Source organism: Actibacterium sp. XHP0104 (assembly GCF_025751515.1).
Lineage (GTDB): Bacteria > Pseudomonadota > Alphaproteobacteria > Rhodobacterales > Rhodobacteraceae > Actibacterium_D.
The window spans coordinates 199,682-222,670 of the sequence record NZ_JAOWLE010000002.1; the positions used below are offsets into that span (position 1 = coordinate 199,682).

Annotated in this window: 23 protein-coding genes and 1 tRNA gene; 14 read left to right on the forward strand and 10 right to left on the reverse strand. The window is 65.4% G+C overall.

The window, feature by feature from the left end:
* Window positions 1-459, reverse strand: a complete 459-nt coding sequence (locus OE856_RS05380) for an Lrp/AsnC family transcriptional regulator (RefSeq protein WP_263715024.1) — start codon at window positions 457-459, stop codon at window positions 1-3.
* A gap of 134 nt (window positions 460-593) precedes the next feature.
* On the opposite strand from OE856_RS05380, the gene hppD reads away from it, so the two are divergent.
* Complete coding sequence (gene hppD, locus OE856_RS05385) at window positions 594-1,697, forward strand: 4-hydroxyphenylpyruvate dioxygenase (protein ID WP_263715025.1); 1,104 nt, start codon at window positions 594-596, stop codon at window positions 1,695-1,697.
* On the opposite strand, the gene OE856_RS05390 is transcribed toward hppD, so the two are convergent.
* On the reverse strand, window positions 1,694-3,670 hold the full coding sequence (locus OE856_RS05390) for a hypothetical protein (RefSeq protein WP_263715026.1): 1,977 nt from the start codon (window positions 3,668-3,670) through the stop codon (window positions 1,694-1,696). The genes hppD and OE856_RS05390 overlap by 4 nt on opposite strands.
* Window positions 3,671-3,826: 156 nt before the next feature.
* Between OE856_RS05390 and OE856_RS05395 the strand changes: the two genes are divergently transcribed.
* Complete coding sequence (locus tag OE856_RS05395) at window positions 3,827-4,516, forward strand: SIMPL domain-containing protein (RefSeq protein WP_263715027.1); 690 nt, start codon at window positions 3,827-3,829, stop codon at window positions 4,514-4,516.
* 6 nt (window positions 4,517-4,522) lie between these two features.
* On the opposite strand, the gene OE856_RS05400 is transcribed toward OE856_RS05395, so the two are convergent.
* The 4 genes from OE856_RS05400 to OE856_RS05415 all read right to left on the reverse strand — a co-directional run bounded on the left by OE856_RS05400 (window position 4,523) and on the right by OE856_RS05415 (window position 8,619).
* The gene (locus OE856_RS05400) at window positions 4,523-5,932 is read right to left on the reverse strand and encodes an L-serine ammonia-lyase (protein ID WP_263715028.1); all 1,410 of its coding nucleotides are present in this window, start codon (window positions 5,930-5,932) and stop codon (window positions 4,523-4,525) included.
* Window positions 5,933-6,080: 148 nt separating this feature from the next.
* Entirely contained in the window at window positions 6,081-7,373 is a 1,293-nt protein-coding gene (locus tag OE856_RS05405; protein WP_263715029.1) for an O-acetylhomoserine aminocarboxypropyltransferase/cysteine synthase family protein, read from the reverse strand.
* A 67-nt stretch (window positions 7,374-7,440) separates the two neighbouring features.
* Entirely contained in the window at window positions 7,441-8,430 is a 990-nt protein-coding gene (locus OE856_RS05410) for a hypothetical protein (protein WP_263715030.1), read from the reverse strand.
* 105 nt (window positions 8,431-8,535) lie between these two features.
* A tRNA-Tyr gene (locus OE856_RS05415) sits at window positions 8,536-8,619 on the reverse strand.
* Between the two features lie 132 nt (window positions 8,620-8,751).
* On the opposite strand from OE856_RS05415, the gene rlmB reads away from it, so the two are divergent.
* From rlmB to OE856_RS05470, 11 genes are all read left to right on the forward strand, one after another.
* Entirely contained in the window at window positions 8,752-9,522 is a 771-nt protein-coding gene (gene rlmB, locus OE856_RS05420) for a 23S rRNA (guanosine(2251)-2'-O)-methyltransferase RlmB (RefSeq protein WP_263715031.1), read from the forward strand.
* Between the two features lie 167 nt (window positions 9,523-9,689).
* On the forward strand, window positions 9,690-10,166 hold the full coding sequence (locus OE856_RS05425) for a CoA-binding protein (protein WP_263715032.1): 477 nt from the start codon (window positions 9,690-9,692) through the stop codon (window positions 10,164-10,166).
* 242 nt (window positions 10,167-10,408) lie between these two features.
* Window positions 10,409-11,458 (forward strand): TRAP transporter substrate-binding protein, encoded by a 1,050-nt coding sequence (locus tag OE856_RS05430; RefSeq protein WP_263715033.1) that lies wholly within the window; start codon window positions 10,409-10,411, stop codon window positions 11,456-11,458.
* A 75-nt stretch (window positions 11,459-11,533) separates the two neighbouring features.
* On the forward strand, window positions 11,534-12,118 hold the full coding sequence (locus OE856_RS05435; protein WP_263715034.1) for a TRAP transporter small permease: 585 nt from the start codon (window positions 11,534-11,536) through the stop codon (window positions 12,116-12,118).
* Window positions 12,115-13,431, forward strand: coding sequence for a TRAP transporter large permease (locus tag OE856_RS05440; RefSeq protein WP_263715035.1), 1,317 nt, complete (start codon window positions 12,115-12,117; stop codon window positions 13,429-13,431). Before OE856_RS05435 ends, OE856_RS05440 begins: the two co-directional genes overlap by 4 nt.
* Before the next feature lie 110 nt (window positions 13,432-13,541).
* The gene (locus tag OE856_RS05445) at window positions 13,542-14,309 is read left to right on the forward strand and encodes an SDR family NAD(P)-dependent oxidoreductase (RefSeq protein WP_263715036.1); all 768 of its coding nucleotides are present in this window, start codon (window positions 13,542-13,544) and stop codon (window positions 14,307-14,309) included.
* Window positions 14,310-14,318: 9 nt separating this feature from the next.
* Window positions 14,319-15,086, forward strand: coding sequence for a crotonase/enoyl-CoA hydratase family protein (locus OE856_RS05450; RefSeq protein WP_263715037.1), 768 nt, complete (start codon window positions 14,319-14,321; stop codon window positions 15,084-15,086).
* A 4-nt stretch (window positions 15,087-15,090) separates the two neighbouring features.
* Window positions 15,091-15,555 carry a MarR family winged helix-turn-helix transcriptional regulator gene (locus OE856_RS05455; RefSeq protein WP_263715038.1) on the forward strand — a complete coding sequence of 155 codons (465 nt, stop codon included), beginning with the start codon at window positions 15,091-15,093 and terminating at the stop codon, window positions 15,553-15,555.
* 5 nt (window positions 15,556-15,560) lie between these two features.
* Window positions 15,561-17,372 (forward strand): AMP-binding protein, encoded by a 1,812-nt coding sequence (locus OE856_RS05460; RefSeq protein WP_263715039.1) that lies wholly within the window; start codon window positions 15,561-15,563, stop codon window positions 17,370-17,372.
* Window positions 17,373-17,384: 12 nt separating this feature from the next.
* A complete protein-coding gene (locus OE856_RS05465; protein WP_263715040.1) occupies window positions 17,385-18,257 on the forward strand; it encodes an amidohydrolase family protein in 873 nt (290 codons plus the stop codon).
* Between the two features lie 10 nt (window positions 18,258-18,267).
* Complete coding sequence (locus OE856_RS05470) at window positions 18,268-19,869, forward strand: acyl-CoA dehydrogenase family protein (RefSeq protein WP_263715041.1); 1,602 nt, start codon at window positions 18,268-18,270, stop codon at window positions 19,867-19,869.
* Between the two features lie 10 nt (window positions 19,870-19,879).
* On the opposite strand, the gene OE856_RS05475 is transcribed toward OE856_RS05470, so the two are convergent.
* The 4 genes from OE856_RS05475 to OE856_RS05490 form a co-directional block, all read right to left on the reverse strand.
* Window positions 19,880-20,116, reverse strand: a complete 237-nt coding sequence (locus OE856_RS05475; protein ID WP_263715042.1) for a DUF6489 family protein — start codon at window positions 20,114-20,116, stop codon at window positions 19,880-19,882.
* Between the two features lie 63 nt (window positions 20,117-20,179).
* Window positions 20,180-21,226 (reverse strand): YeeE/YedE family protein, encoded by a 1,047-nt coding sequence (locus OE856_RS05480; protein ID WP_263715043.1) that lies wholly within the window; start codon window positions 21,224-21,226, stop codon window positions 20,180-20,182.
* A 39-nt stretch (window positions 21,227-21,265) separates the two neighbouring features.
* Entirely contained in the window at window positions 21,266-21,550 is a 285-nt protein-coding gene (locus OE856_RS05485; protein ID WP_263715177.1) for an ArsR/SmtB family transcription factor, read from the reverse strand.
* Window positions 21,551-21,778: 228 nt separating this feature from the next.
* Entirely contained in the window at window positions 21,779-22,177 is a 399-nt protein-coding gene (locus OE856_RS05490; protein ID WP_263715044.1) for a hypothetical protein, read from the reverse strand.
* Window positions 22,178-22,243: 66 nt separating this feature from the next.
* Between OE856_RS05490 and OE856_RS05495 the strand changes: the two genes are divergently transcribed.
* Entirely contained in the window at window positions 22,244-22,978 is a 735-nt protein-coding gene (locus OE856_RS05495; protein WP_263715045.1) for a cytochrome c biogenesis CcdA family protein, read from the forward strand.
* Window positions 22,979-22,989 lie beyond the last annotated feature (11 nt).

Consider the following 22,989-nt stretch of genomic DNA (forward strand, 5'->3'; position numbering starts at 1 on the left):
TTACATGGGCAAAGGCGCGTCGGCCTTGAATTCGTTCATCACAATCTGGCTTTGCACACGCGCCACCGCCGCATGGGGCAGCAGCACGTCGTGGATCACCCGGTTCAGCGCCGACAGGTCTTCGCAGATCACCCGCAACAGGTAATCGGCCTCGCCGGTCAGGGTCCAGGCGCTGATGATCTCGGCCCGGGTTTGCAGCAGCCGGCGAAAGCTGGCCGCGGCCTCGGGCGCGTGGGTGGCCATCTGCACCTGCACAAAGGCCTGCACCCCCAGACCCAGCTTGGCCGGGTCCAGCCGCGCGGCATAGCCGGTGATCACGCCCTCTTGCTCCAGCCGCTGACGGCGCCGGCCGACCTGGCTGGCCGACAGGTTCAAGATCTCACCCAGCTCTTGCGAGGTCAGATGCGCGTCTTTTTGCAGCTCGGCCAACAGGCGGCTATCGGTTTCATCCAGTGTCATGCGCGTTTCCTGCGGTTTTTCTTATCCTAACGCGGAGTTTGTGCAGAAACCATGACAAATCCCGTGAATAACGCGCATTTTATGCGATTTGCCTGCGGTAAAATGATCCTGCGAATAAAACAGGAGGAAATGCCATGGGCCCGTTCCCGCATGATGCCCCGCCCGCCAAGATCAGCCCTGAAAATCCTGCCGGCACGGACGGGTTCGAGTTCGTCGAGTTCGCCCATCCCGAGCCGGACGAGCTGCGCGCGCTGTTCACCCAGATGGGCTATATCCATGTCGCCTCTCACAAGACCCGCGCGGTCGAACTGTGGCAGCAGGGCGATATTTCCTATCTGTTGAATGCCCAGCCGGGCACCCACGCCGCGCGGTTCATCGACCAGCACGGCCCTTGCGCGCCCTCGATGGGCTGGCGCGTGGCCGATGCGGCCCATGCGCTGCGCCATGCGGTCGACAACGGCGCCACCGAATATACCGGTCCGGGCAAGGTGATGGACGTGCCCGCCATTGTCGGCATCGGCGGTTCGCTGATCTATTTCATCGAGGGCGCCCATGACACGTCGCCCTACAACGCCGAGTTCGACTGGATCGCCCCCGCCAACCCGCCGGGCGTGGGGTTCTATTACCTCGATCACCTGACCCATAACGTCCATCAGGGCAACATGGACAAATGGTTCCGCTTCTACGGCGAGATCTTCAATTTCCACGAAATCCGGTTCTTCGACATCGAGGGCAAATATACCGGGCTTTACAGCCGGGCGCTGACCTCGCCCTGCGGCCGCATTCGGATTCCCATCAACGAAGACCGGGGCGAAACCGGCCAGATCGTGGCCTATCTCAAGAAATACAAGGGCGAGGGCATCCAGCATATCGCCGTTGGCTCCGAAAATATCTACGACTCGACCGACGCCATCGCCGCGCGCGGCCTGCTGTTCATGCCGGGGCCGAATGACGCCTATTATCAGGCCAGCCGCGACCGCGTGCATGACCATGACGAGCCGATCGACCGGATGAAGAAACACGGCATCCTTATCGATGGCGAGGGCGTGGTCGATGGCGGAGAAACCCGCATCCTGCTTCAGATCTTCAGCAAGACGGTGATCGGCCCGATCTTTTTCGAGTTCATCCAGCGCAAGGGCGACGACGGCTTTGGCGAGGGCAACTTCAAGGCGCTGTTTGAATCGATCGAACGCGAGCAGATCGAATGCGGAGAGCTGAAAGTGCCGCCCGCCGCCTAGCCGCGCGGCATCTCCAGCTTGATGGTCTTGCCATTCTTGACATAGCTGAGGTCATCGTCACCGATCGCCACGACCTTGCCGCCGTCCAGGCGGTCGCCGACCTCGACCTTGACATAGCGGCCCGAGGACAGCCGCACCAGCGCGCGCCGGTCGCCCGGTGCGCCGAACACCCCGAACAGGTTCACCTTGCTGAGGTTCACCGCGTTGTCCAACGTGGCCTGCTTGGCCACCGAGGCCGAGCTGGGGATCTGCGTGCGCGCAGGCGTGACCGCCGCGGGCGCGGGCACGGCATTGGCCTCTTTCACGGCGCTGGCAATCGCGGCCTCAAAGCCCGACGGGCGTGATTTGGGAATAAGCAGCGGCTCGGCCGTGACGGGCACGGCGGCTGTGGCCTCGGCAATCGCCAGGGCCACCTGCTGGGCCGATTCCGGGCGCGGGCGGGGGCGGATCGCGGCCAGCTCGGCCTCGGTCAGCCCGCCGCGTTGCGAGCGTTCCAGCCGCTCGGCCAGGTCAGTGGGGCGGGGCTTGGCGCGAAACCGGGCCAGGCGCGCGCGCAGCGGGTCGTCTTTCTGGGCGGCGGCGATCGGGTCGGTCACGGCCTCTTCGCGCGGGCGCAGGGGCGGCACGCGCGGCGGCGGGCCGGCAAACACCATCACCCCCTCGGGCGACAGCGTACCGGCGCGGCTGGGCGTGACCAGCCCGCGTTCGTTCAGGTCAAAGGTCGTGCCGGGCGGCGGCGGCGCCATCTGCGTGTGCAGCGGATAATCTTCCAGCAGCGCCTCGGCCGGGGGCAGGGCGACAGCATCCTCGCCCGGAATATTGTGGTCGATCGAGGCGATATAGAACCCGTCAAGCGTGCTTTCGCCGGGCTCGGCCGGGGCCTGGGGCGGCAGGGGCCAGATGCCCAGATCCGCCAGAACCTCTTGCGCCTCGGTCTCGCTGAACCCGGTTTCGGGTTCCGGTTCGGCCTCGTCCTCCAACGGTGGCGGGGCAACCTCCAGCGGTGCGGGCAGGGGCGGGGCCTCGGCCACCACCTCGGCCACGGGCGCGGTATCGGGCGCGGGCGCGTCGTCGCCCGGCAACATCAACCAGACCGTCAACAGCCCCAGAACCGCGAGCGGGGCCGCGATCAGCGCGGGGCGTGCCGGCAGCCCCGCCGTCCGCACCGCTGCCAGCCGGGTGCCGACCGTAGTCAGCGACTCGGGCGGCTGATCCTCGGCGCCAGGCGGGGCGGTGATGGCGCTGGTCACAACCACGGGGGGCGGGGTCAGCGTGATGCGGTGATCGCCCGATTTCGGAGGCGCCGCTTTGGGCGCGTCGCCGCCATGGGCGCGCTGCGAGGCAAAGCTGGGCCGGGTCTGCGGCGGTTCCAGCGGGGTGACAGAGATCTCTTGCGGCGCGGCGCGCGGCGTGGGCTCGGGCTTGGGCGGGCTGATGCGGGCCGGAAAACGGTCGCGCTCGACGGTTTCGGTGGCGGGCAGCAGGTTGGCGGCGGCCTTGGTGGTGCCGAACCAGGGTTCGCCCCCATAGCTGCCATCCTCGGGCACGGCGACGAAACTGACCGGGTTGAACCCGTGAATCACCGCAAAGCTTTCGGCCTCGGCCAGGGTTTCGCGGGCAATCGCGGCCACCTGCGCGGTCTGGTCGTCGCGAACCCGGTAATCATAGGCCAGATCGGGCAGGGCATAGGGCGTCAGCCCGACCAGCGCGGCCTCGATCTCGGCTCGGCGGGTTTCGGGGTCGGACGTGGCCAGCGGCAGCGCGGTATAAAGGATCTGGTCATTGGGCAGGATCAGCTTGGTCGTCACCCCGCCGCGTTCCAGCGCCGCCGCCCTGTCGCGCAGCGCCTTTAGCACCTTGCCGAGATCGGGCACCGTGGGCGCGGTTTCGCCAACCAGCACCCAGCCGCCCTTGACCCGATGCATCAGGGCAATGCGCGTATCTGACAAAGACAGGGCAAAACGAGGTTTCATAAGGCCGAACTATACCAGCAAGCACCAAAAGGGCAGCGCGATTGGCGCGTGTCGCGCGGACTATAGCAGGATTTTGCCGAAGGTCAGGGGGGAAGCCAAGGTTTTGCTTGTGAGCGGCGTCAAACAGGTCAAGCTATGCCGCAAAAGGAGAAACCCATGCGATTTCCGAGTGTTCTTGCCGTTATCCTGTCTTTCGCGCTGACCGGCCCCGCCGTGGCCGAGGCCACGATTACCGTCACCGGCGAAGGCCGTGTCGCCGCGGCCCCCGATATGGCCACGATCATCCTTGGCGTGACCGCCCAGGCGAAAGAGGCCGCCGATGCGCTGCGCGACACCAGCACGCGCACCGCCGCGATGATCAAGGCCCTGCGCGACGCCGGGATAGCCGATGCCGATTTGCAGACCTCGAATCTTAGCCTGAACCCGCTGTGGAAGAATCGCAGTTATTCCTCGGGCGAGGCGCCCGAGATCGACGGCTTTGCCGCTTCGAACATGCTGAGCGTGCGGGTGCGTGACCTGACCGCGCTGGGGGGTGTTCTGGATCAGGTTGTCGGCCTGGGCGCCAACAGTTTCAACGGGCTGAATTTCGGGCTGGTCGATATGCAACCGGTGCAGGATGACGCCCGCCGCGCCGCCGTGGCCGATGCGCTGCGCAAGGCCCAGCTATACGCCGATGCGGCTGGGGTGAACCTGGGGGCCGTGATCTCTATCAACGAGGCGGGCGGTTACGGGCCGCGCCCCGAATTTCTCGAGCAGAGCATGCGCGCTTCGGCCGATGTGCCGATCGAGGCCGGAGAGCTGGGCATCACCGCGTCGGTGACGATGGTCTTTGCCATCGGCGACTGACGCGCCTCAGCATTCGGGCAGGTTCACCGCCAGCCCGCCGGTCGAGGTTTCCTTGTATTTGACGTTCATGTCGATGCCGGTCTGGCGCATGGTCTCGATGCAATTGTCCAGCGGCACGAAATGCTCGCCATTGCCGCGCAGCGCCAGGCTGGCCGCGGACACCGCCTTGATCGCGCCCAACCCGTTGCGCTCGATGCAGGGCACCTGAACCAGCCCCTTCACCGGGTCGCAGGTCAGGCCAAGGTGGTGCTCCAGCGCGATCTCGGCGGCGTTCTCAATCTGGGCGTTGCTGCCGCCCAGCACAGCGCACAGCCCGGCCGCCGCCATGGCCGAGGCCGACCCGACCTCGCCCTGGCAGCCCACCTCGGCGCCCGAGATCGAGGCGTTGTGCTTGATCACCCCGCCGATGGCGGCGGCGGTCAGCAGAAAGTCGCGGATGCCCAGGTCGGTGGCGCCGGGGCAGTGGTCGCGGTAATAGCGGATCACCGCCGGCAACACCCCGGCTGCGCCATTGGTGGGCGAGGTCACGACCCGCCCGCCCGCGGCGTTTTCCTCGTTCACCGCCATCGCGTACACCGCCAGCCAGTCATTGCCCACATGTGGCATGGCGCTGTTGAGGCCGCGTTCGGCCAGCAGTTGCTGGTGGATCGCACGGGCGCGGCGGCGCACCTTCAGCCCGCCGGGCAATTCGCCCTCTTGCCGCAGGCCGCGGTCGATGCAGCCGCTCATCGCGGCCCAAAGCGTATCCAGCCGCGCATCCAGCGTATCGCCATGCATGACGGTTTCATTGGCGCGCTTCATCTGCGCGACACTCAGCCCCGAAGCCGCGCCCATCTTCAGCATCTCGGCGGCCGAGCCGAACGGATAGGGATAGCCCTGCGCCGATTTCTCGACGGCCAGGGCGCGGCGGTTGGTGCGCTCGGCCTCCAGCCCCTCGGCGGTGCGCACAAAGCCGCCGCCGACGGAATAATAGATCCGCTCGTAAACCGTGGCCCCGTCGGGCGCGTGGGCTGCGATCACCATGCCGTTGGGATGGGCAGGCAGGGGCGGGCCATAGTCGAACACCAGATCGGTGTCGGGGGAAAAGGATAGGGGCGGCAGGCCGGGCAGAACGATCTCGCCCCGCTGGATCAGTTCAGCGACATAGCCCTCGGCCAGGTCCGGATCCAGGCTGTCGGGCAGATAGCCCATCAGCCCCAGCATCACCGCCCGGTCCGATCCGTGGCCATGGCCGGTAAAGGCCAGCGAACCGTAGAGCCGCGCGGTGACATGCAGGCGCGCGGGGCAGTCGGCGCGCTTTGCCAGCCGGGCGCGCAGCTCGGACAGGAACCGGCCGGCCGCCACCATCGGCCCCATCGTATGCGACGAGGACGGGCCAATGCCGATCTTGAAGATGTCAAAGACCGAAAGGAACATCGCGCTCTCCGGCTGCCAGAATACCACATCCCCAGCCTAGGCGCGCGCCCGCGCGCCGGTATGCGCAACTGCGGCGCTTTCCGGCATCCGCGCGACAAAAAGCCCGCCACGGGTGGGCGGGCTTTTCGATGCCTTGATGCCGGGTGACCTAGGCGTGGGCCTTGGCCAGTGCCTGTTCCAGATCGGCGATCAGGTCGGCGGTGTCTTCGATCCCGATCGAGATCCGCACCACGTTCGGCGCGGCGCCGGCGGCGACCTGCTGTGCCTCGGTCAGCTGGCGGTGCGTGGTCGAGGCCGAGTGGATCACCAGGCTGCGCGTGTCGCCCAGGTTGGCGACATGGCTGAACAGCTCCAGCGCATCGACGAACTTGGTGCAGGCCTCGTAGCCGCCCTTCAGCGCCACGGTGAACAGCCCGCCCGCGCCCTTGGGGCAGATCGCCTTAGCGCGCTCGTAATAGGGCGACGAGGGCAGACCGGCATAGGTCACACCCGCGACATGGGCGTTGCCTTCCAGCCAGGCGGCGACCTTTTGCGCGTTCTCGACGTGGCGCTGCATCCGCAGGCTGAGGGTTTCGATCCCCATCAGCGTATAATGCGCGGCCTGCGGGTTCATGGTCATGCCCAGGTCGCGCAGACCGATGGCGATGCCGTGGAAGGTAAAGGCCAGCGGGCCGAAGGTCTCGTGGAACTTGAGGCCGTGATAGGCGGGCTCGGGTGCCGACAGCGACGGGAACTTGTCGCTGGCCGACCAGTCGAACGTGCCCGAATCCACAACCGCGCCGCCGGTGACGGTGCCGTTGCCGGTCAGGTATTTGGTGGTCGAATGCACGACCAGCGTGGCGCCCTGCGAGATCGGGTTGCACAGATAGGGCGTGGCCGAGGTGTTGTCGACGATCAGCGGCACGCCGGCCGCGTTCGAGATCTCGGCAATCGCCGGAATGTCGGTGACATAGCCGCCCGGGTTGGCGATCGATTCACAGAACACCGCGCGGGTGTCGTCGTCGATGGCGGCCTTGACCGCGTCGAGATCGTCGAAATCGACGAACTTGGCCGACCAGCCAAAGCGTTTGATGGTCTGGCTGAACTGGGTGATCGTGCCGCCATAAAGACGGGTCGAGGCCACCACGTTGCGGCCCGGACCCATCAGCGGGAACAGCGCCATGATCTGAGCCGCATGGCCCGACGAACAGCACACCGCGCCGACGCCGCCCTCAAGCGTGGCGATACGTTCCTGCAGAACGGCCACGGTGGGGTTGGTCAGGCGCGAATAGATGTAACCCACCTCTTGCAGGTTGAACAAAGCGGCGGCGTGATCGGCGTCGCGGAACACATAGGCCGTGCTTTGATAGATCGGCGTCTGGCGCGCACCGGTGGCCGGGTCGGGCCGGGCGCCTGCGTGGATCTGCAACGTGTCAAAGCCATAGCTGGGGCCGTCGGACATGGAATAACCTCCCTTATGAATCGTTGGCGGTGACGTTAGGCCAAGCGGGCAGGGGGCACAATCGGCCTTATCTCATCCACAGACGTGCCGATTTGATCCGGTTGCGGATCGCCTGTTCGCGCCGGGGCAGGTCGGCGCGGTCGAACATCTCGCGCACCTCCAGGCCCTTGCCCTGGTAGATCATCTTCTTGAACGGCTCGTGCTGCTTGAGCAGCTTCTTCACCTTGTTCGGTGCGGTCACGCTGTGCAGCACCTCGACCACCCGGTCGGCCTCGCGCGCGTAAAGCAACGGCAGCACCCGCCAGTGACAGGTCACATCGCCATCCAGCCCCGCCAGCTCGGGCCCCGGCCGCCCGCCGCCCAGCGACGCGATCACCAGCGGCAGCGCGACCTGATCCAGCCAGGGATCGAATTCCTGCAACGCCGCCGCGGTCGGGGTGTCGTCGCGGATGGTCAGCGCGTAATCAAGGAACCGCTGTCCGAAAACGCGCGGGCATTCATAGTGAAACCAGCCCGCGTTGAAATACATGTAGCGCTGCCAGTATTCATCGGGCTGCGACAGATCCAGCGTGGCCTCGAAATCCAGCCCCATCCGGTCATAGAGCGAGCGCCAGATCTCGCCATAGCCGGGGCCGTAGAGTTCCAGCTTGGGCCAGGTGTTCTCGCGCCGCATCGAGGCCGAGGGCCGCGCGAAATCGAACGCCACCTCGCTCAGCGCCCCGGTGATCAGCGTATCGGTGTCGAAGAACACGAAGGGCTCGCCCTCGGGCAGGGCGGCCAGGCCCTCGATCTTGTTGCCATAGGGATAGGTGCTGCCGAAATGGCGCGATTTGAACGGCACGATCTCGGCGCCCAGATCGGCCAGCGCGGCGCGGACCTCGTCACTGGTGATGCGCGGATCGGATTTCCAGCCGGGGCCGGGCTGCGGCTCTGCCACGATCAGACGCCCCGCGAATCCGGGATCGCTGTGCCGCAACGAGGCTGCGAACAGCAGCGCCTCGTATTGCAGCCGCCCGCCCTGGGCCACGATCATGATGTTGAATGCCTGCCCCGTCATGCCCGATGCGTGTGTCAGTTCTTGTCGCCGTTGGCACGACTATACAACGGCTGGCGCATAGCTCCAGCCAAGAAGCGGTGTCGAACATCTGAAGAGGAAAAGAGATGGTGGGCGACCCTGGAATCGAACCAGGCGTGCGTCTCCGCGAGGGAGTTACAGTCCCCTGCCACACCTTGCGGCCTGTCGCCCATCTCTGCCGCGTTGCCGCGTCGAGTAGCGGGGGAATACAATCGCCATCCGGCACCGTCAACAGGAAAATCCCTTGTGCGCGGGGTCTATTTTCGGCAATGTCCGGCTTCCCGCAAATGAGGGGCAGGGCACATGAAAAAACCGACATGGGTGATCGAGAAAGAGCGTGCGAAACGAGCGGCGGCGGCTGAAACCGTCTGGCTGTTCGGTCTGCATGCGGTGCGCGATGCGCTGGTGAACCCGCGCCGGGAACGGCTGCGCCTGGTGGTGACCAAGAACGCCGCCGACAAACTGGCCGATGCCATTGCCGCCAGCGGGATCGAGCCCGAAATCTGTGATCCGCGCAAGTTCGCCGCGCCCATCGACCCGGGATCGGTGCACCAGGGCGCCGCGCTTGAGGTCAAACCCCTGAACTGGGGCAGCCTGAACGATCTGTGCGAGCCCGGCCTGGCCAGCCCGCGTGTTGTGCTGCTGGATCGCGTGACTGACCCGCATAACGTCGGCGCGATCCTGCGCTCGGCCGAGGTGTTCGGCGCCCGCGCCGTCATCGCCCCGCACCGCCATTCCGCGCCCGAAACCGGTGCGCTGGCCAAAACCGCCTCGGGGGCGCTGGAACGCCAGCCCTATCTGCGTGTGCAGAACCTGGCCGACGCGATGGAGGGCCTGCGGCGGCTGGGCTATATCCTGCTGGGTCTTGATGGCGCGGCCGAGATGACGCTGGAAGAGGGGCTGGCCAAGGCCGGCGACCTGCCGGTGGCGCTGGTGCTGGGCGCCGAAGGGCCGGGCCTGCGCGAGCGCACCCGCGAGACCTGCGACCACCTGGTCAAGATCCGCTTTGCCGGGGAATTCGGCTCGCTGAACGTGTCGAACGCCGCAGCCGTCGCGCTTTACGCGGCGCGCTGAGGACGACGTTCACGTTTTCTTGACCCCCCTTGGAACATGCTGGGAACGTCCCCATCTGGGACTCATGAGGCGCGGCACCGGAACTGCCACGCTTCGCTTCACTGTCCCTCGTTCCGTGACTGGCGCCCGGCATAGACCGGGCGCTTTTTTCGTCTATAGTCCATTCCATGAGCACCTATTCCGACGCGCTTCTCAAGGATGTTCTGACCCGCACCAAGGTGGTTGCGGTGGTGGGGGTGTCTTTGAATCCGGTGCGGCCCAGCTATTACGTGGCCCGCTATCTGGGCCTCAAGGGATACACCGTGATTCCGGTCAATCCGGGCCATGCCGGCGCCATGCTGTTCGGTCAGACCGTGCGCGCCAGCCTGTCGGATATCCCGCCCGATATCCCGGTCGATATGGTCGATATCTTTCGCCGCTCGGACCACGTGCCGCCGATCGTCGACGAGGCGATCAAAGCCTTGCCCGCCTTGCGGACGATCTGGATGCAGATTGGTGTTGAAAACGCGCAAGCCGCGGCAAAAGCTGAGTCTGCCGGGCTGACGGTGATTCAGGATCGATGCCCCAAGATCGAGTATCAGCGCCTGTTCGGAGAGCTGCGGATGGGGGGCTTTGCGACGGGTGTCATCTCGTCAAAGCTATAAAGTTGTTTTATTTTAGTGCTTTAAAAGTTGACTGTTTGGACGATTAAAATCGTTGCATTTGAAACAAATATCAGGGAATAATCTTTGTGCTGGCGGCGATGAATTTTGTTGCCCGCGATAATGGTTATAGTGAATAATCAAATGCGAACCGGGACAAAGGAGAGGAGCCCGGCTACGCACCAGGCCTTCATGGAGAGGGGGCCCGGAACACGACATAGCATTGCAAACAGGGAGGAGATGCAATGAAACTTTCTCGCAGGTTTTCGCTGGGGCTGATCGGTGCTGCCGTATCGGCCATGACGCTGGGGATGACGACCCCCCAGGCTCTGGCCGCGGATGTCACCCTTCGACTGCACCAGTTCCTGCCGGCCCAGGCCAACGTTCCCAATCACATCCTGTACCCCTGGGCGGACAAGATCGAGGCGGAATCGGATGGCCGGATCGAGATTCAGCGTTTTCCGTCGATGCAGCTGGGCGGCAAGCCGCCAGAGCTGATCGACCAGGTGGTCGATGGCGTTGCCGATATCGTTTGGACGGTGGCGGGCTATACCCCGGGCCGCTTCCCGACCGGAGAAGTGTTCGAACTGCCCTTCATGATGACCGATGCCGAGGCCACCTCGCGCGCCTATTGGCAGCTGGCCGAAAGCCGTGGTCTGTTCGACACCGAATATTCCGATTTCAAGGTTCTGGCCCTGTTCGTGCACGGCCCTGGCGTGATCCACTCGAAGAAGCCGATCACCTCGGTCGAGGATCTGAACGGCGTCAAGCTGCGCGCGCCCACCCGCGTGACCAACATGCTGTTCAGCTCGCTGGGCGCCACGCCCGTCGGCATGCCGGTTCCGGCTGTGCCCGAGGCGCTGTCGAAAGGTGTGATCGATGCCACGGTCATCCCGTGGGAAGTCACCGGCGCGCTGAAAGTACCGGAACTGGTCGAAAGCCACACCGAGTTTGGCAATGAGACCCTGTACACCACCGCCTTCATCATCGCGATGAACAAGGACAAGTACAACGCGCTGCCCGACGACCTGAAGGCCGTGATCGACTCGAATTCGGGTCTGGAATTCTCGGCCCTGGCCGGGAAGGTCATGGAATCCTATGACGCGCCCTCGCGCCAGATGGCCGTGGATCGTGGCAATGGCATCGTTGAGCTTGACGCCGACCAGGTTGCCACCTGGAAGGCCGCCTCTCAGCCCACCATCGACGCATGGGTGGCCGAGATGGACGAAAAAGGGAAAGACGGCACCGGCCTGCTGGCCGAAGCCCGTGCCCTGATCGAGCAGAACAGCCAGTAATGGCTGCGTGACCCCGGCAGATCACGACCTCTGCCGGGGTCCGTTCATGCGTTGCAGGGAAATTCGGGGGGAATCATGGGAAAGGCGATCGAAAGATTGGCCCGTGCGATGGCTGTCATCGGCGGGGTGGCCCTGACGCTGCTGGTCATTCTGGTCTGCGTCAGCGTCCTGGGCCGTGGCGGCAACACGCTGGGGCATTCCGACTGGCTGACCGGCTTGGTGCCGGGCCTGGCCGAGGGCCTGATCGGCAGCGGGATCGGTCCGGTTCAGGGCGATTTCGAGATCGTCGAGGCCGGCGTGGCCTTTGCCATCTTTGCGTTTCTGCCGATCTGTCAGATCCTGGGCGCCCATGCGACGGTCGACGTGTTCACCTCGTTCCTGTCGCCGCGCGTCAACAAGATCATCATCGCCTTTTGGGAGGTGATCCTGACCGGCATCATCATCCTGATCACCGTGCGCCTTTATGACGGCATGATGAGCAAGGTCAGCAACGGTGAAACCACCTTCTTGCTGCAATTCCCGGTCTGGTGGGCCTATGCGGCCAGCTTTGTCGCCTCGATGGTCGCGGTGATCGTCGGCATCTATTGCGCCATTGCCCGTGTCGCCGGTGTGATCACCGGCAAGGATTACATGCCCCGATCCGAAGGAGCGGTCCATTGAGCATGCTAGAGCTGGGCTACGCGTCCTTTCCCATTCTTCTGATCATGATCTTTCTGCGCGCCCCGATCGGGCTGGCGATGTTCCTGTGCGGCATCGGTGGCCTCTATTTCGCCATGGGCGGCACGACCATGTTCATGGCCAAGCTGAAAAGCGAAACCTATTCGACCTTCTCCAGCTACTCGCTGTCGATCATCCCGATGTTCCTGCTGATGGGCCAGTTCGCCACGCTCAGCGGCATGTCGTCCTCGCTGTTCAAGGCGGCCGAAAGCTGGCTGGGCCACAAGAAGGGCGGGGTGGCCATGGCCGCCGTGGGCGCCTGTGCCGGTTTCGGCGCGATTTGCGGCTCGTCGCTGGCCACCGCCGCCACCATGAGCCGCGTCGCCCTGCCGGAACTGCGCCGCTATGGCTATTCGGGCGGGTTCTCGACCGCGACCCTGGCCGCCGGCGGCACGCTGGGCATCCTGATCCCGCCGTCGGTCATTCTGGTGATCTATGCCATCCTGACCGAGCAGAACATCGCCAAGCTGTTCCTCGCGGCCTTCGTGCCGGGCATCCTGGCGGCGATCGGCTATATCATCACCATCTCGATCTATGTGCGCATCAACCCCAAATCCGCCGGCACCCGCGAACGCGTTCCCTATTCCGAGCGCATCACCGCCCTGATGGCGGTCTGGCCGGTGGTGCTGCTGTTCTCGCTGGTGGTGGGCGGGATCTACCTGGGCTGGTTCACCCCCACCGAGGGCGCCGCCGTCGGCGCCGCGGGCACGGGGCTGGTGGCGCTGGTCTCGGGCAACCTGACCTGGAAGATCTTTGTCGACAGCATCATCGCCACCGCCACCTCGACCGCGATGATCTTTTTCATCGTGCTGGGGGCGGGGCTTTACAACAGCTTCCTCGCGCTCAGCCAGGTGCCGCAGGAACTGTCCAGCTTTGTCGTCGGCCAGGGTTTCAGCCCCTGGACGGTGCTGATCCTGATCCTGTGTTTCTACCTGGTCTTCGGCTGCCTGATGGACAGCCTGTCGATGATCCTGCTGACCATCCCGATCTTTTTCCCGGTGATCAGCGTGCTGGAATTCGGCATGCCGGCCGAGCACGTCGCCATCTGGTTCGGCATCTTGGTCCTGATCGTGGTCGAGGTCGGGCTGATCACGCCACCGGTGGGCATGAACCTGTTCATTATCAACGCGATGGACCGCGAAACGCCGATGTCGTCGACCTATCGCGCGGTGATGTATTTCGTCGCCTCCGACCTGATCCGGGTGGTGATCCTGGTTCTGTTCCCGGCGATCACGTTGTTCCTCTTGCCGGGTTAACCGGCAACGGCCCTGTCACCACTCCCCCTTTCGGTGGCAGGGCCATTTTTGCTTGACGAAAGTTATGTTGCATAACTATTATTGTGTGCAACGATATGGGGAGGTTGAGCATGGAGATTTCCGGGCAGGGTGCACTCGTCACGGGTGGCGGCAGCGGTCTGGGTGCCGCGACCGCGCGGCATCTGGCGACGCTGGGGGCGAAGGTCGCGGTTCTCGATTATGACCTTGAAACCGCCCGCACTGTCGCAAAGGAAATCGGCGGCGTGGCGGTGGGCGCCGATGTCGGCAACAGCGCCGAGGTCGAGCGCGCCATGGCCGAGGCGATCAGCGGCCTGGGCGGCGCCCCGCGCATCACCGTGAACTGCGCCGGGATCGGCCTTGCCGCCCGCATTGTCGGCCGCGATGGCGCACTGTCGCTGGACACGTTCGAGAAAACCATCCGCGTCAACCTGATGGGCACCTATTACGTGCTCAGCCATGCCGCTCGCGCCATGATGGAACTGCCCCCCGTCGGCGATGACGACGAGCGCGGCGTGATCATCAACACCTCGTCTGTGGCCTGGCAGGACGGGCAGCTGGGGCAGGGCGCCTATGCGGCCTCGAAGGGCGCGATCGCGTCGCTGTCGCTGCCCGCCGCCCGCGAATTCGCCCGCGCCGGTATCCGCGTGGTGGCCATCGCGCCGGGCCTGTTCGAAACCGCCATGACCGAAACCCTGCCCGAGGACGTGCGCGCCACGATCACCGCCAACATCCCGTTTCCGGCGCGTCTGGGCCATGCGCAGGAATACGCGCGGCTGGTCGAATCCATCGTCACAAACCCCTTTCTCAACGGCACCACGATCCGGCTGGACGCCGCCGTGCGCCTGCCGCAAAGCTGAGGAGCGCCCATGTCAGACCCCATTCTCAAGGTCGAGATCGACGGTGCCGTCGCCACGCTGACCATGAACCGCCCCGACAAGCGCAACGCCATGTGCGATGCGCTGCTAGAGGCGATCGACGCGTTCTTTTCCAAGCCGCCCGAGGGCGTCAGGGTTGTGATCCTGACCGGCACGGCAGGGCATTTCTGCTCGGGGCTGGACCTGTCGGAACATCAGCAGCGTGACGCCGAGGGCACCATGCGCCACTCGCGCGGGTGGCACCAGGTGATGGAGCGCATCCAGTTCGGCGGGCTGGTCGTCGTCTCGGCCATGTTCGGCGCGGTGATCGGCGGCGGGCTGGAACTGGCGTCGGCCACCCATGTGCGCATCGCGGAACCCTCGACCATCTTCCAACTGCCTGAAGGCCGGCGCGGCATCTTCGTGGGGGGCGGGGCCTCGGTGCGGGTCGGCCGCATCCTGGGCGCCGACCGTATGACCGAAATGATGCTGACCGGCCGCAAATACGGCGCCGAAGAGGGGCTGATGCTGGGCCTAACCCACTACGCCGTGGCCGAGGGCGAGGCCCTGCCCAAGGCGCGCGACCTGGCCCGCAAGATCGCCGACAACGCGCCCCTGTCGAATTACGTGATGATCCAGGCCCTGGCCCGGGTCGAGGACATGTCGAAACAGGATGGCCTCTTTACCGAAAGCCTCTGCGCCGCGCTGACCCAGACCAGCAGCGACGCGATCGAGGGGCTGGCGGCCTTCCTTGAAAAACGCGACGCGAAATTCCGGTGACGCCATGACCGAGACCGCCCCCGGTGCCCCCGATCCCGTAACCGACGACACGCTTGACGGGTTCGTCGGCTACCTGATGAAACGCGCCTTTGCTGCCGTGCAGACCGATCTGGCCCGCACGCTGGAACCGTTCGAACTGCGGATGATGACGTTCTCGGCGCTGGTGGTGGTGGTCGACAATCCGGGCCTGCGGCAATCGGATCTTGCTCAGGCGCTGTCGGTCGAGCGCCCCAACCTGGTGGTCATCGTCGATGAGCTGGAACGCCGCGGCCTGATCCGGCGCCAGCAGATGCCGACCGATCGCCGCGCCTATGCCCTTGTGCCGACCGACGCCGGGCGTGGGCTGTGCCGGCGGGCCACGGCGGCGGTCAAGGCGCATGAAGACCGCATCCTTTCGGGCCTGTCGGCCAATCAGATCGACCAGCTTTCGGACGCGCTGCGGGCGATCCGCCGGACCGCCGAGGAATAGGCGCCATGGCAGGGTATGTCGCGCATGATGTGCAGCAACAGGTTTTGGGCGACGGGTCGGTCATCTTGCGCTCGGCCCTGCCGCTGGGACCGGTCGCGCACAGCACCGGGCAATGGCTGCACGACTGGGCCGCTGCTGCGCCCACCCGCGTGGCGTTCGGCGAACGCTCGGGCGCGGGGTGGCGAGAGCTGGGCTATGCCGAACTGCTGGAAACCGTGCGTGCCATCGCCGCCGCGCTGCTGGCGCGCGGGCTGAGTGGCGCAACCCCGATCGCGATCATCTCGGCCAACAGCCTGGATCACGCGCTGCTGAGTCTTGCGGCACAGTATGTGGGCATTCCCACCGTGCCGCTGGCAGAGCAATACGCCCTGATCCCCGAGGCCCATGCGCGCCTGCGCCAGGCGATTGAAACCGTCCGCCCGGCCATGGTCTTTGCCGAAGACGCCCGCGCCTATGGCCCCGCCCTTGCGCTGGACTGTTTCGACGGCGTCGAGCGCGTGGTTTCCGACCCGGCCCAGGCCACCCTGCCGGTCACGCCCTTTGCCGAGCTGCTGCGCGGCGACGGGGCGGCGGATATCGACGCCGCCCACGCCGCCGTCGGCCCCGATACACTGGCCAAGATCATGTTCACCTCGGGCTCGACCTCGCAGCCCAAGGGCGTGCTGACCACCCATGGCATGATGTGCGTGAACCAGACCCAGCTTGCCGATGCCCTGGGCCTGCTGCGCGCGCGGCCGCCGCGGGTGCTGGACTGGTTGCCCTGGAACCACGTCTTTGGCGGCAGTCACAACTTCAACATGATGCTGGCCAACGGCGGCAGCTATTACATCGACCATGGTAAGCCCACCGAGGCGGGCTTTGCCGAGACCCTGCGCAACACCCGCGAGCGCATGGGCACGCTGGCCTTCAACGTGCCGATGGGCTTTGGCCGTATGGTCGCCGCCATGCGCGAGGATCAGGCCCTCAAAGAGGCCTATTTCCGTGATCTCGAACTGATCTTCTATGCCGGCGCGTCGTTGCCGCTGGACGTGTGGCAGGCGCTGGAACAGTTCGCGATGGAAATCCGCGGCGCGGCCCCGATGATGGTGTGCAGCTGGGGCATGACCGAAACCGCGCCTTCGGCGATCATCGTGCATGAACCGGTGGGCCGCTCGGGCATCATCGGCGTGCCGCTGCCCGGTGTCACGGCCCGGCTGCTGCCCAATGATGCGGGCCGCTACGAGCTGCGCGTCAAGGGCCCCAACGTGATGAAGGGCTATTTCAACGAGCCCGCGAAATCGGCCGAGGCCTTTGACGATCAGGGCTATCTGATCACCGGCGATGCGGTGAAATTCGTCGACCCCGCCGATCCGAACCGGGGGCTGGCCTTTGACGGGCGGGTGTCGGATGGCTTCAAGCTGCTGACCGGCACCTGGGTGCGCGCGGCTCAGCTGCGGCTGACAGCTCTGGGGTACCTGGCACCGATCGCGGCCGACTTGGTCATTACCGGACAGGACCGGGCCGAAATCGGCGCGCTGATTTTTCCCGACAGGGGGGCGCTGCACAAGGCCGGCATGGATGTGACCGAGGACGCGGGTGCCCTGACCGGCGAGGCCCTGCAGGCGTCGGTTCATGCCGCGCTGACGGCCATGGCCGAACAGGGGGCGGGTTCATCCACCCGGATCGGGCGCGCGCTGGTCTTGGCACAGCCCGCATCGCTGCCCCTGGGCGAGATCACCGCCAAGGGCAGCCTGAATGCGCGCAAGGTTCTGACCCTGCGCAAGGATCTGCTGGATCGCCTCTATTCCGACGGCGACCCGGCGGTTGTGAAACTCTGACGGAGGCCAGACATGGTTGATATCACCAAGGTGCGCGCGATCGACATCCACACCCATGCCGAAGAGCCCTGCGGCTGTCACGCCGATGACGGCTATGACGATCTGCAAAGCACGATGGCCAAGTATTTCGGCGCGCCCTGGCAGCACCCGCCGACCATCCCCGAAACCGCCGCGCATTTCCGCGAACAGAACATCGCCGCGGTGATCTTTCCCGTCGATGCCGAGCGCGAGACCGGCTATCGCCGCTATGACAACGACGAGGTGCTGGAACTGGTCGCCCAGAATGACGACGTGCTGATCCCCTTTGCCAGCATCGACCCCCACAAGGGCAAGCTGGGCATCCGCGAGGCCCGCCGCCTGATGCGCGATCACGGGGTCAAGGGGTTCAAGTTTCACCCCACCATGCAGGGGTTCTACCCCAATGACCGGATGGCCTACGGCCTGTACGAGGCCATCGCCGACGAGGGCGGGATCGCCCTGTTTCACACCGGTCAGACCGGTGTGGGCAGCGGCATGCCCGGCGGCAACGGGATGCGGCTGAAATACTCGAACCCGATGTATATGGATGATGTGGCGGTCGATTTCCCCGACATGAAGATCATCCTCGCGCATCCCTCGTTCCCCTGGCAGGAAGAGGCCCTGTCGGTCGCCCAGCACAAGCCCAACGTCTATATCGACCTCTCGGGCTGGTCGCCCAAGTATTTCCCCGAGATCCTCGTGCGCTACTGCAACTCGATCCTGCGCAAGAAGGTGCTGTTCGGGTCTGACTGGCCGATGATCACGCCCGAACGCTGGCTGGCCGATTTCGAAAAAATCGCCATTCGCGATGAGCTGCGCGAGGACATCCTCAAGAACAACGCCGCACGCCTGCTGGGTCTGATGTGAGGGCGGCGCGATGATCCCTTTCGCCGCCCAGGTCGAAGACATCCTGTTCTCGCTGGAGCACGTCGCTGGCGTGTCACGCCTGCCTGACTGGGACGCGGATCTGGCGCGCGAGATCATCCAGCATTTCGCCGCCTTCGCCGAGGCCGAGATCGCGCCGCTGGACGAGCCGGGCGATGCGCAGGGCTGCCGTCTGGAACACGGCCGGGTGCGGATGCCTGACGGGTTCGGCGCGGCCTACCGGGCCTATGCCGAACAGGGCTGGCCCGGTCTGGGCGCGCCCGCCGATATCGGAGGGCAGGGGATGCCCGCGCCGGTTCAGGGCGCGGTGTCTGAGATCTTTACCGGGGCCTGCCATGCCTTGCAGATGGTGGTGGGGCTGGTGCCTGGCGCGATCCGCACGCTGCTGGCCCATGGCACCCCTGATCAGCAGGCGCGTTATCTGGGGCCGCTGATTGACGGCAGTTGCCTGGCGACCATGGCCCTGACCGAGCCGGGGGCGGGGTCCGATCTGTCGGGCATTCGCACGCGGGGCACGCGGGCCGATGACGGCTGGCGGCTGAGCGGCGAAAAGATCTTCATCTCGGGCGGCGATCAGGACATGAGCGAGCGCATCCTGCATCTGGTCCTGGCGCGCACCGACACAGCGCCGGGCAAGGGCACGCGCGGGCTTAGCCTGTTTCTCTGCCCCTCGCATCTGCCCGACGGCAGCCGCAACAGCGCCCGCGCCGCGCGGATCGAGGAAAAGATGGGCCTGCATGCCTCGCCCACCTGCCAGATGGTCTTTGACACCGCCCATGCCGAACTGATCGGCGCCGAGGGCGAAGGGTTGAAGGCGATGTTCACCATGATGAACCACGCCCGCATGGACGTGGCCTTGCAAGGCGTGGCCCATGCCGCCCGCGCGGCGCAGATCGCCCGCGCCTATGCGGCCGAGCGCGTGCAGGGCCGCGATGCCGGTGGTCAGCCCGTCACGCTGGACCGCCACCCCGACGTGGCGCGCATGTTGCGCGAACAGCAGGCGCTGGCCATTGGCGGGCGGGCGATGTGCCACCTGGCGCTGGTCGCGCTCGAGGGCGTCGAGGCCCCCGGCCTGATCGATTTTCTCACCCCGATCTGCAAGGTGTTCTGCACCGAGGCCGGGATCAGATCGGCCGACCTGGGGATTCAGGTGCTGGGCGGCTATGGCTATTGCCGCGAATACCGGGTCGAGCAGACCCTGCGCGACGCCCGGATCTGTGCGATCTATGAGGGCGCCAACGGTATTCATGCACTGACCCTGGCCACGCGCCTGCTACAGCAACGTGGCGGTGCATGTGCCGATGCGTTCGAGGCTCTGATCGAGGCCGAAGCCCCCGCCGCCGCCCATCTGGCCGAGGCATTGGCCCTGTGGCGCCGCACGCGCGCCCGGCTGGTTTCGGATGACCACCCCGCAGAGGCTGCGCATGAGTTCATGCGCCTGGCCGGGCTGATGCTCTATCAGGCGATGTGGCTGCGGATCGAGACCGCCAGCGCGCACGCGCCCGACCCCGATCATCTGCGCGATCTGGCCGCGCATGTCCGGCGCGGCGCGGCAGCCGATCTGCGGGCGATCGCGGTGATGCTGGAAGGCTAGGCGGGCCGGCTCAGGCCTGGCCGCCGCCCGAGAATTTGCGCAGCATTTCCTGGAACTGGTCCAGCCCGATCATCGGGCCGGGCATCCACAGTTTCATCAGGTCTTCGGCGGCCATGCCGCCCAGGCCCTTGGTCATCTGCTTTTGCATCTCCGACATGACCTGCGCCTGCATATCCTTGATGTCGGGCAGGCCAAAGAATTCGCGGGCCTCGCTGGGCGTGCAATCGACCGAGATAGTGATGTTCATGTGCTTCTCCCTTTCGATCAGCCTAGGCGGGCCGAAAGGTCACGTCCAGCACGATGCGCGGGGTCAGTCGGGCTGAAAGCCCTGAATCAGCCGCCGCAGACCAAACACGGCGCCGATATAGATCGCGCCCAGCGTCACCGGCGCCGAATAGGCCAGCGTGGCAAAGCCGCTGACCCCCTGGCCCAGCGAACATCCCAGCGCGATCACGCCCCCGATGCCCATCAGCGCCGCGCCTGACACCTGGCGGCCCAGCTCGCGCGGGTCTTCGCAGGCCTCCCAGCGGAAATGTCCGCGGATGCCCGAGCCCAGGAACGACCCGCCCAGCACCCCCGCGACCGACCCGACCGCAAAGCTTAGCCCGCCCGAGGTCGAGGTCATCAGCCAGAGCAGCGTTCGCCCCAGAGGCGCGGTAAAGCTGTGGCCCTCGACCAGAACACCGCCGAATGTCATCTGGTTCAGCGCCGTGGTGCCCCAAAAGGCCAGGCTGACCGACAGCCCCGCCGCAACGCCCCAGCCGATCTGAACCGGCGACTGGCGCAGCGGCTCGTAGGACAGGGCCCAGACCACGAAGGCCGCCGCCACAAGCGTGGCAAAGGCCAGCGGCGGAATGCCCAGCTGGGCGTGGATCAGCTCGGCCATGCCCATGGGCACGGCGGCATCGGTTTGCGGAAACAGAAAGACGCGCAGATTGGCCAGCGGCCCGGCCAGGGCGACAAAGCCGAAAATGCCCATGACCACCACCACGACCAGCGCGCGCAGGTCGCCGCCGCCGAACCGCACCAGCGCGCCATAGCCGCAGTTGCCCGCCAGCGCCATGCCATAGCCAAAGACCAGCCCGCCGATGATGCTGGCCAGCGGGTTCCAGGCGATGCTGTGATAGATGGTCTGGCTGAGGTCGATCAGCCCCGCGCCGGAAAACAGGAAAGTGGTGAAGATCGCCGTGCCCAGCACGATGCCCCACAGCCGCAGCCGGGTCTGGTCTTCGCCATAGACGGCGCTTTCGATTGCGCCCAGCGTGCAGAAATCACCCAGCCGTGCCGCCAGCCCCAGAACAGAGCCGGTCGCAAGGCCAATCAGCGCGGCGATGGCGCCAATCGGTAGCATGTCCATGCGTTTCCTCCCCGCTGGCCTCGGGCCCGCGCGCGGGTCTTAGGCCGTTTTGCAGAACATGTCGTAGACAAGTTCGATCATACGGCGTGCGCGATCATCTGCCAGAGAATAATAGATCGCCTTGCCCTCGCGGCGATGGGCGACCAGGCCCTCCAGCCGCAGACGGGCCAGTTGCTGGCTGACGGCCGCCTGGCGCGACGACAGCAGGTTCTCCAGCTCGGTCACGGTTTTTTCGCCGGTCGACAGGTGGCACAGGATCATCAGGCGGCCCTCATGAGACAGCGCCTTGAGAAAGCTTGCCGCGGCCTCGGCCTGGCCGATCATGTCGTCTGCAATCGCGGCATCACAGCCACGCGTCGTGCTGCGCTTGCCCAGTCCAAAGCCAAATCCGGTGTGAACAGCGTCTGCCATATCCCCTTCGCACCTATTTTCGGTGCGCTCCTGTATCGTCTTTTGAGCGGTGTCCCGTTTCATTTCCTTTAACATGTGTGACGCATTTATGCGACACGTCTTGTAAACTGCGCATGCTGCCGTTGCAGCATTGCACAGGTGTCACCCTTTTACCTCGCCCTGGGGTGGCTCGAGCGCCACGCCCGACCGGTCCAGCATCATGCCCAGAAGGCCCCAGAAAAAGTCCTCGCCCGGGTAACCTTCCAGCCGTTCGACCTCGGTGCCATCACGCAGCAGCACGAAAGTCGGGGTGAACCGGGGCTTGCCCCGGGTCAGGGTGATGTCGTCGGGCAGGGCGGTGTGCAGGTCTTGCTTCTGCAATGGCGCCGCCGCGCCCTCGGGGGTCTTGGGATAGATCGGCCCGATCTCTTTGTCCCACATGATGCAATAGGCACAGCCGGCCTGTTCGAACATGACCAGACGGATCTCGGCCATGGCAGGTGTTGCCAGCGCCACCGCGCTGAAGATCAGGCCCGCAAGGGCGCTTAGAGCTCGGGTCATTCTCTCTTCCCAGATGTATACATATATCGTAATGTGTTTCGGTGTTTTCGGCAAGGGAGGGCGGTCGTGGAGATCACGCTGGGTGGGGCGATCGTCGCCGGATTGCTGTCGTTCCTCTCCCCGTGCGTGCTGCCCATGGTGCCGTTTTACCTGTGCTACATGGCCGGTATCTCGATGGCCGAGCTGCGCGACGATGCCGGCATCGCGCCGGGCGCACAGCGGCGGCTGGTGTTTTCCGCGATTGCCTTCGCCCTTGGGGTGACCTCGATATTCGTGCTGATGGGCATGGGCGCCACCGCGCTGGGGCAGGCCTTTCGCGAATGGATGGGGCCGCTGACCTATGTCGCGGCGGCGGTTCTGATCCTCTTTGGCCTTCATTTCCTTGGCATTTTGCGCATTCCGTTCCTTTACCGCGAGGCGCGACTGGAATCCAAGGCCGAGCCCACCACCGTGATCGGCGCCTATGTGATGGGCCTTGCGTTCGGCTTTGGCTGGACGCCCTGCGTGGGCCCCGCGCTGACGGCGATCCTGATCGTGGCGTCCGGTATGGGCGACGTAACCCGCGGCGGGTTGTTGCTGATGGCCTATGGGCTGGCGATGACCACGCCCTTTGTCATCGCGGCGCTGTTCTCGCGGCCCTTCCTGGGCTGGGTGCAGCGCAACCGCCGCTATATGGGCTATGTGGAAAAGGTGATGGGCGCTATGCTGATCCTGTTCGGCATTCTGATCGCGACCAACAGCGTGGCCTATATCGCCCAGGTCCTGATCGAGCTGTTTCCGGGGTTCACTTCCATCGGGTAAACGAAGGAGGA

What these genes read in the sequence shown, in the direction of transcription:
- OE856_RS05475 (WP_263715042.1), bottom strand. Translation starts at nt 20,116, where the DNA reads ATGAACATCACTATCTCGGTCGATTGCACGCCCAGCGAGGCCCGCGAA.
- OE856_RS05395 (WP_263715027.1), top strand. Translation starts at nt 3,827, where the DNA reads ATGCGATTTCCGAGTGTTCTTGCCGTTATCCTGTCTTTCGCGCTGACC.
- OE856_RS05445 (WP_263715036.1), top strand. Translation starts at nt 13,542, where the DNA reads ATGGAGATTTCCGGGCAGGGTGCACTCGTCACGGGTGGCGGCAGCGGT.
- OE856_RS05405 (WP_263715029.1), bottom strand. Translation starts at nt 7,373, where the DNA reads ATGTCCGACGGCCCCAGCTATGGCTTTGACACGTTGCAGATCCACGCA.
- rlmB (WP_263715031.1), top strand. Translation starts at nt 8,752, where the DNA reads ATGAAAAAACCGACATGGGTGATCGAGAAAGAGCGTGCGAAACGAGCG.
- OE856_RS05425 (WP_263715032.1), top strand. Translation starts at nt 9,690, where the DNA reads ATGAGCACCTATTCCGACGCGCTTCTCAAGGATGTTCTGACCCGCACC.
- OE856_RS05465 (WP_263715040.1), top strand. Translation starts at nt 17,385, where the DNA reads ATGGTTGATATCACCAAGGTGCGCGCGATCGACATCCACACCCATGCC.
- OE856_RS05455 (WP_263715038.1), top strand. Translation starts at nt 15,091, where the DNA reads ATGACCGAGACCGCCCCCGGTGCCCCCGATCCCGTAACCGACGACACG.
- OE856_RS05450 (WP_263715037.1), top strand. Translation starts at nt 14,319, where the DNA reads ATGTCAGACCCCATTCTCAAGGTCGAGATCGACGGTGCCGTCGCCACG.
- OE856_RS05435 (WP_263715034.1), top strand. Translation starts at nt 11,534, where the DNA reads ATGGGAAAGGCGATCGAAAGATTGGCCCGTGCGATGGCTGTCATCGGC.
- OE856_RS05380 (WP_263715024.1), bottom strand. Translation starts at nt 459, where the DNA reads ATGACACTGGATGAAACCGATAGCCGCCTGTTGGCCGAGCTGCAAAAA.
- OE856_RS05470 (WP_263715041.1), top strand. Translation starts at nt 18,268, where the DNA reads ATGATCCCTTTCGCCGCCCAGGTCGAAGACATCCTGTTCTCGCTGGAG.
- hppD (WP_263715025.1), top strand. Translation starts at nt 594, where the DNA reads ATGGGCCCGTTCCCGCATGATGCCCCGCCCGCCAAGATCAGCCCTGAA.
- OE856_RS05480 (WP_263715043.1), bottom strand. Translation starts at nt 21,226, where the DNA reads ATGGACATGCTACCGATTGGCGCCATCGCCGCGCTGATTGGCCTTGCG.
- OE856_RS05410 (WP_263715030.1), bottom strand. Translation starts at nt 8,430, where the DNA reads ATGACGGGGCAGGCATTCAACATCATGATCGTGGCCCAGGGCGGGCGG.
- OE856_RS05400 (WP_263715028.1), bottom strand. Translation starts at nt 5,932, where the DNA reads ATGTTCCTTTCGGTCTTTGACATCTTCAAGATCGGCATTGGCCCGTCC.
- OE856_RS05390 (WP_263715026.1), bottom strand. Translation starts at nt 3,670, where the DNA reads ATGAAACCTCGTTTTGCCCTGTCTTTGTCAGATACGCGCATTGCCCTG.
- OE856_RS05490 (WP_263715044.1), bottom strand. Translation starts at nt 22,177, where the DNA reads ATGACCCGAGCTCTAAGCGCCCTTGCGGGCCTGATCTTCAGCGCGGTG.
- OE856_RS05460 (WP_263715039.1), top strand. Translation starts at nt 15,561, where the DNA reads ATGGCAGGGTATGTCGCGCATGATGTGCAGCAACAGGTTTTGGGCGAC.
- OE856_RS05430 (WP_263715033.1), top strand. Translation starts at nt 10,409, where the DNA reads ATGAAACTTTCTCGCAGGTTTTCGCTGGGGCTGATCGGTGCTGCCGTA.
- OE856_RS05485 (WP_263715177.1), bottom strand. Translation starts at nt 21,550, where the DNA reads ATGATCGGCCAGGCCGAGGCCGCGGCAAGCTTTCTCAAGGCGCTGTCT.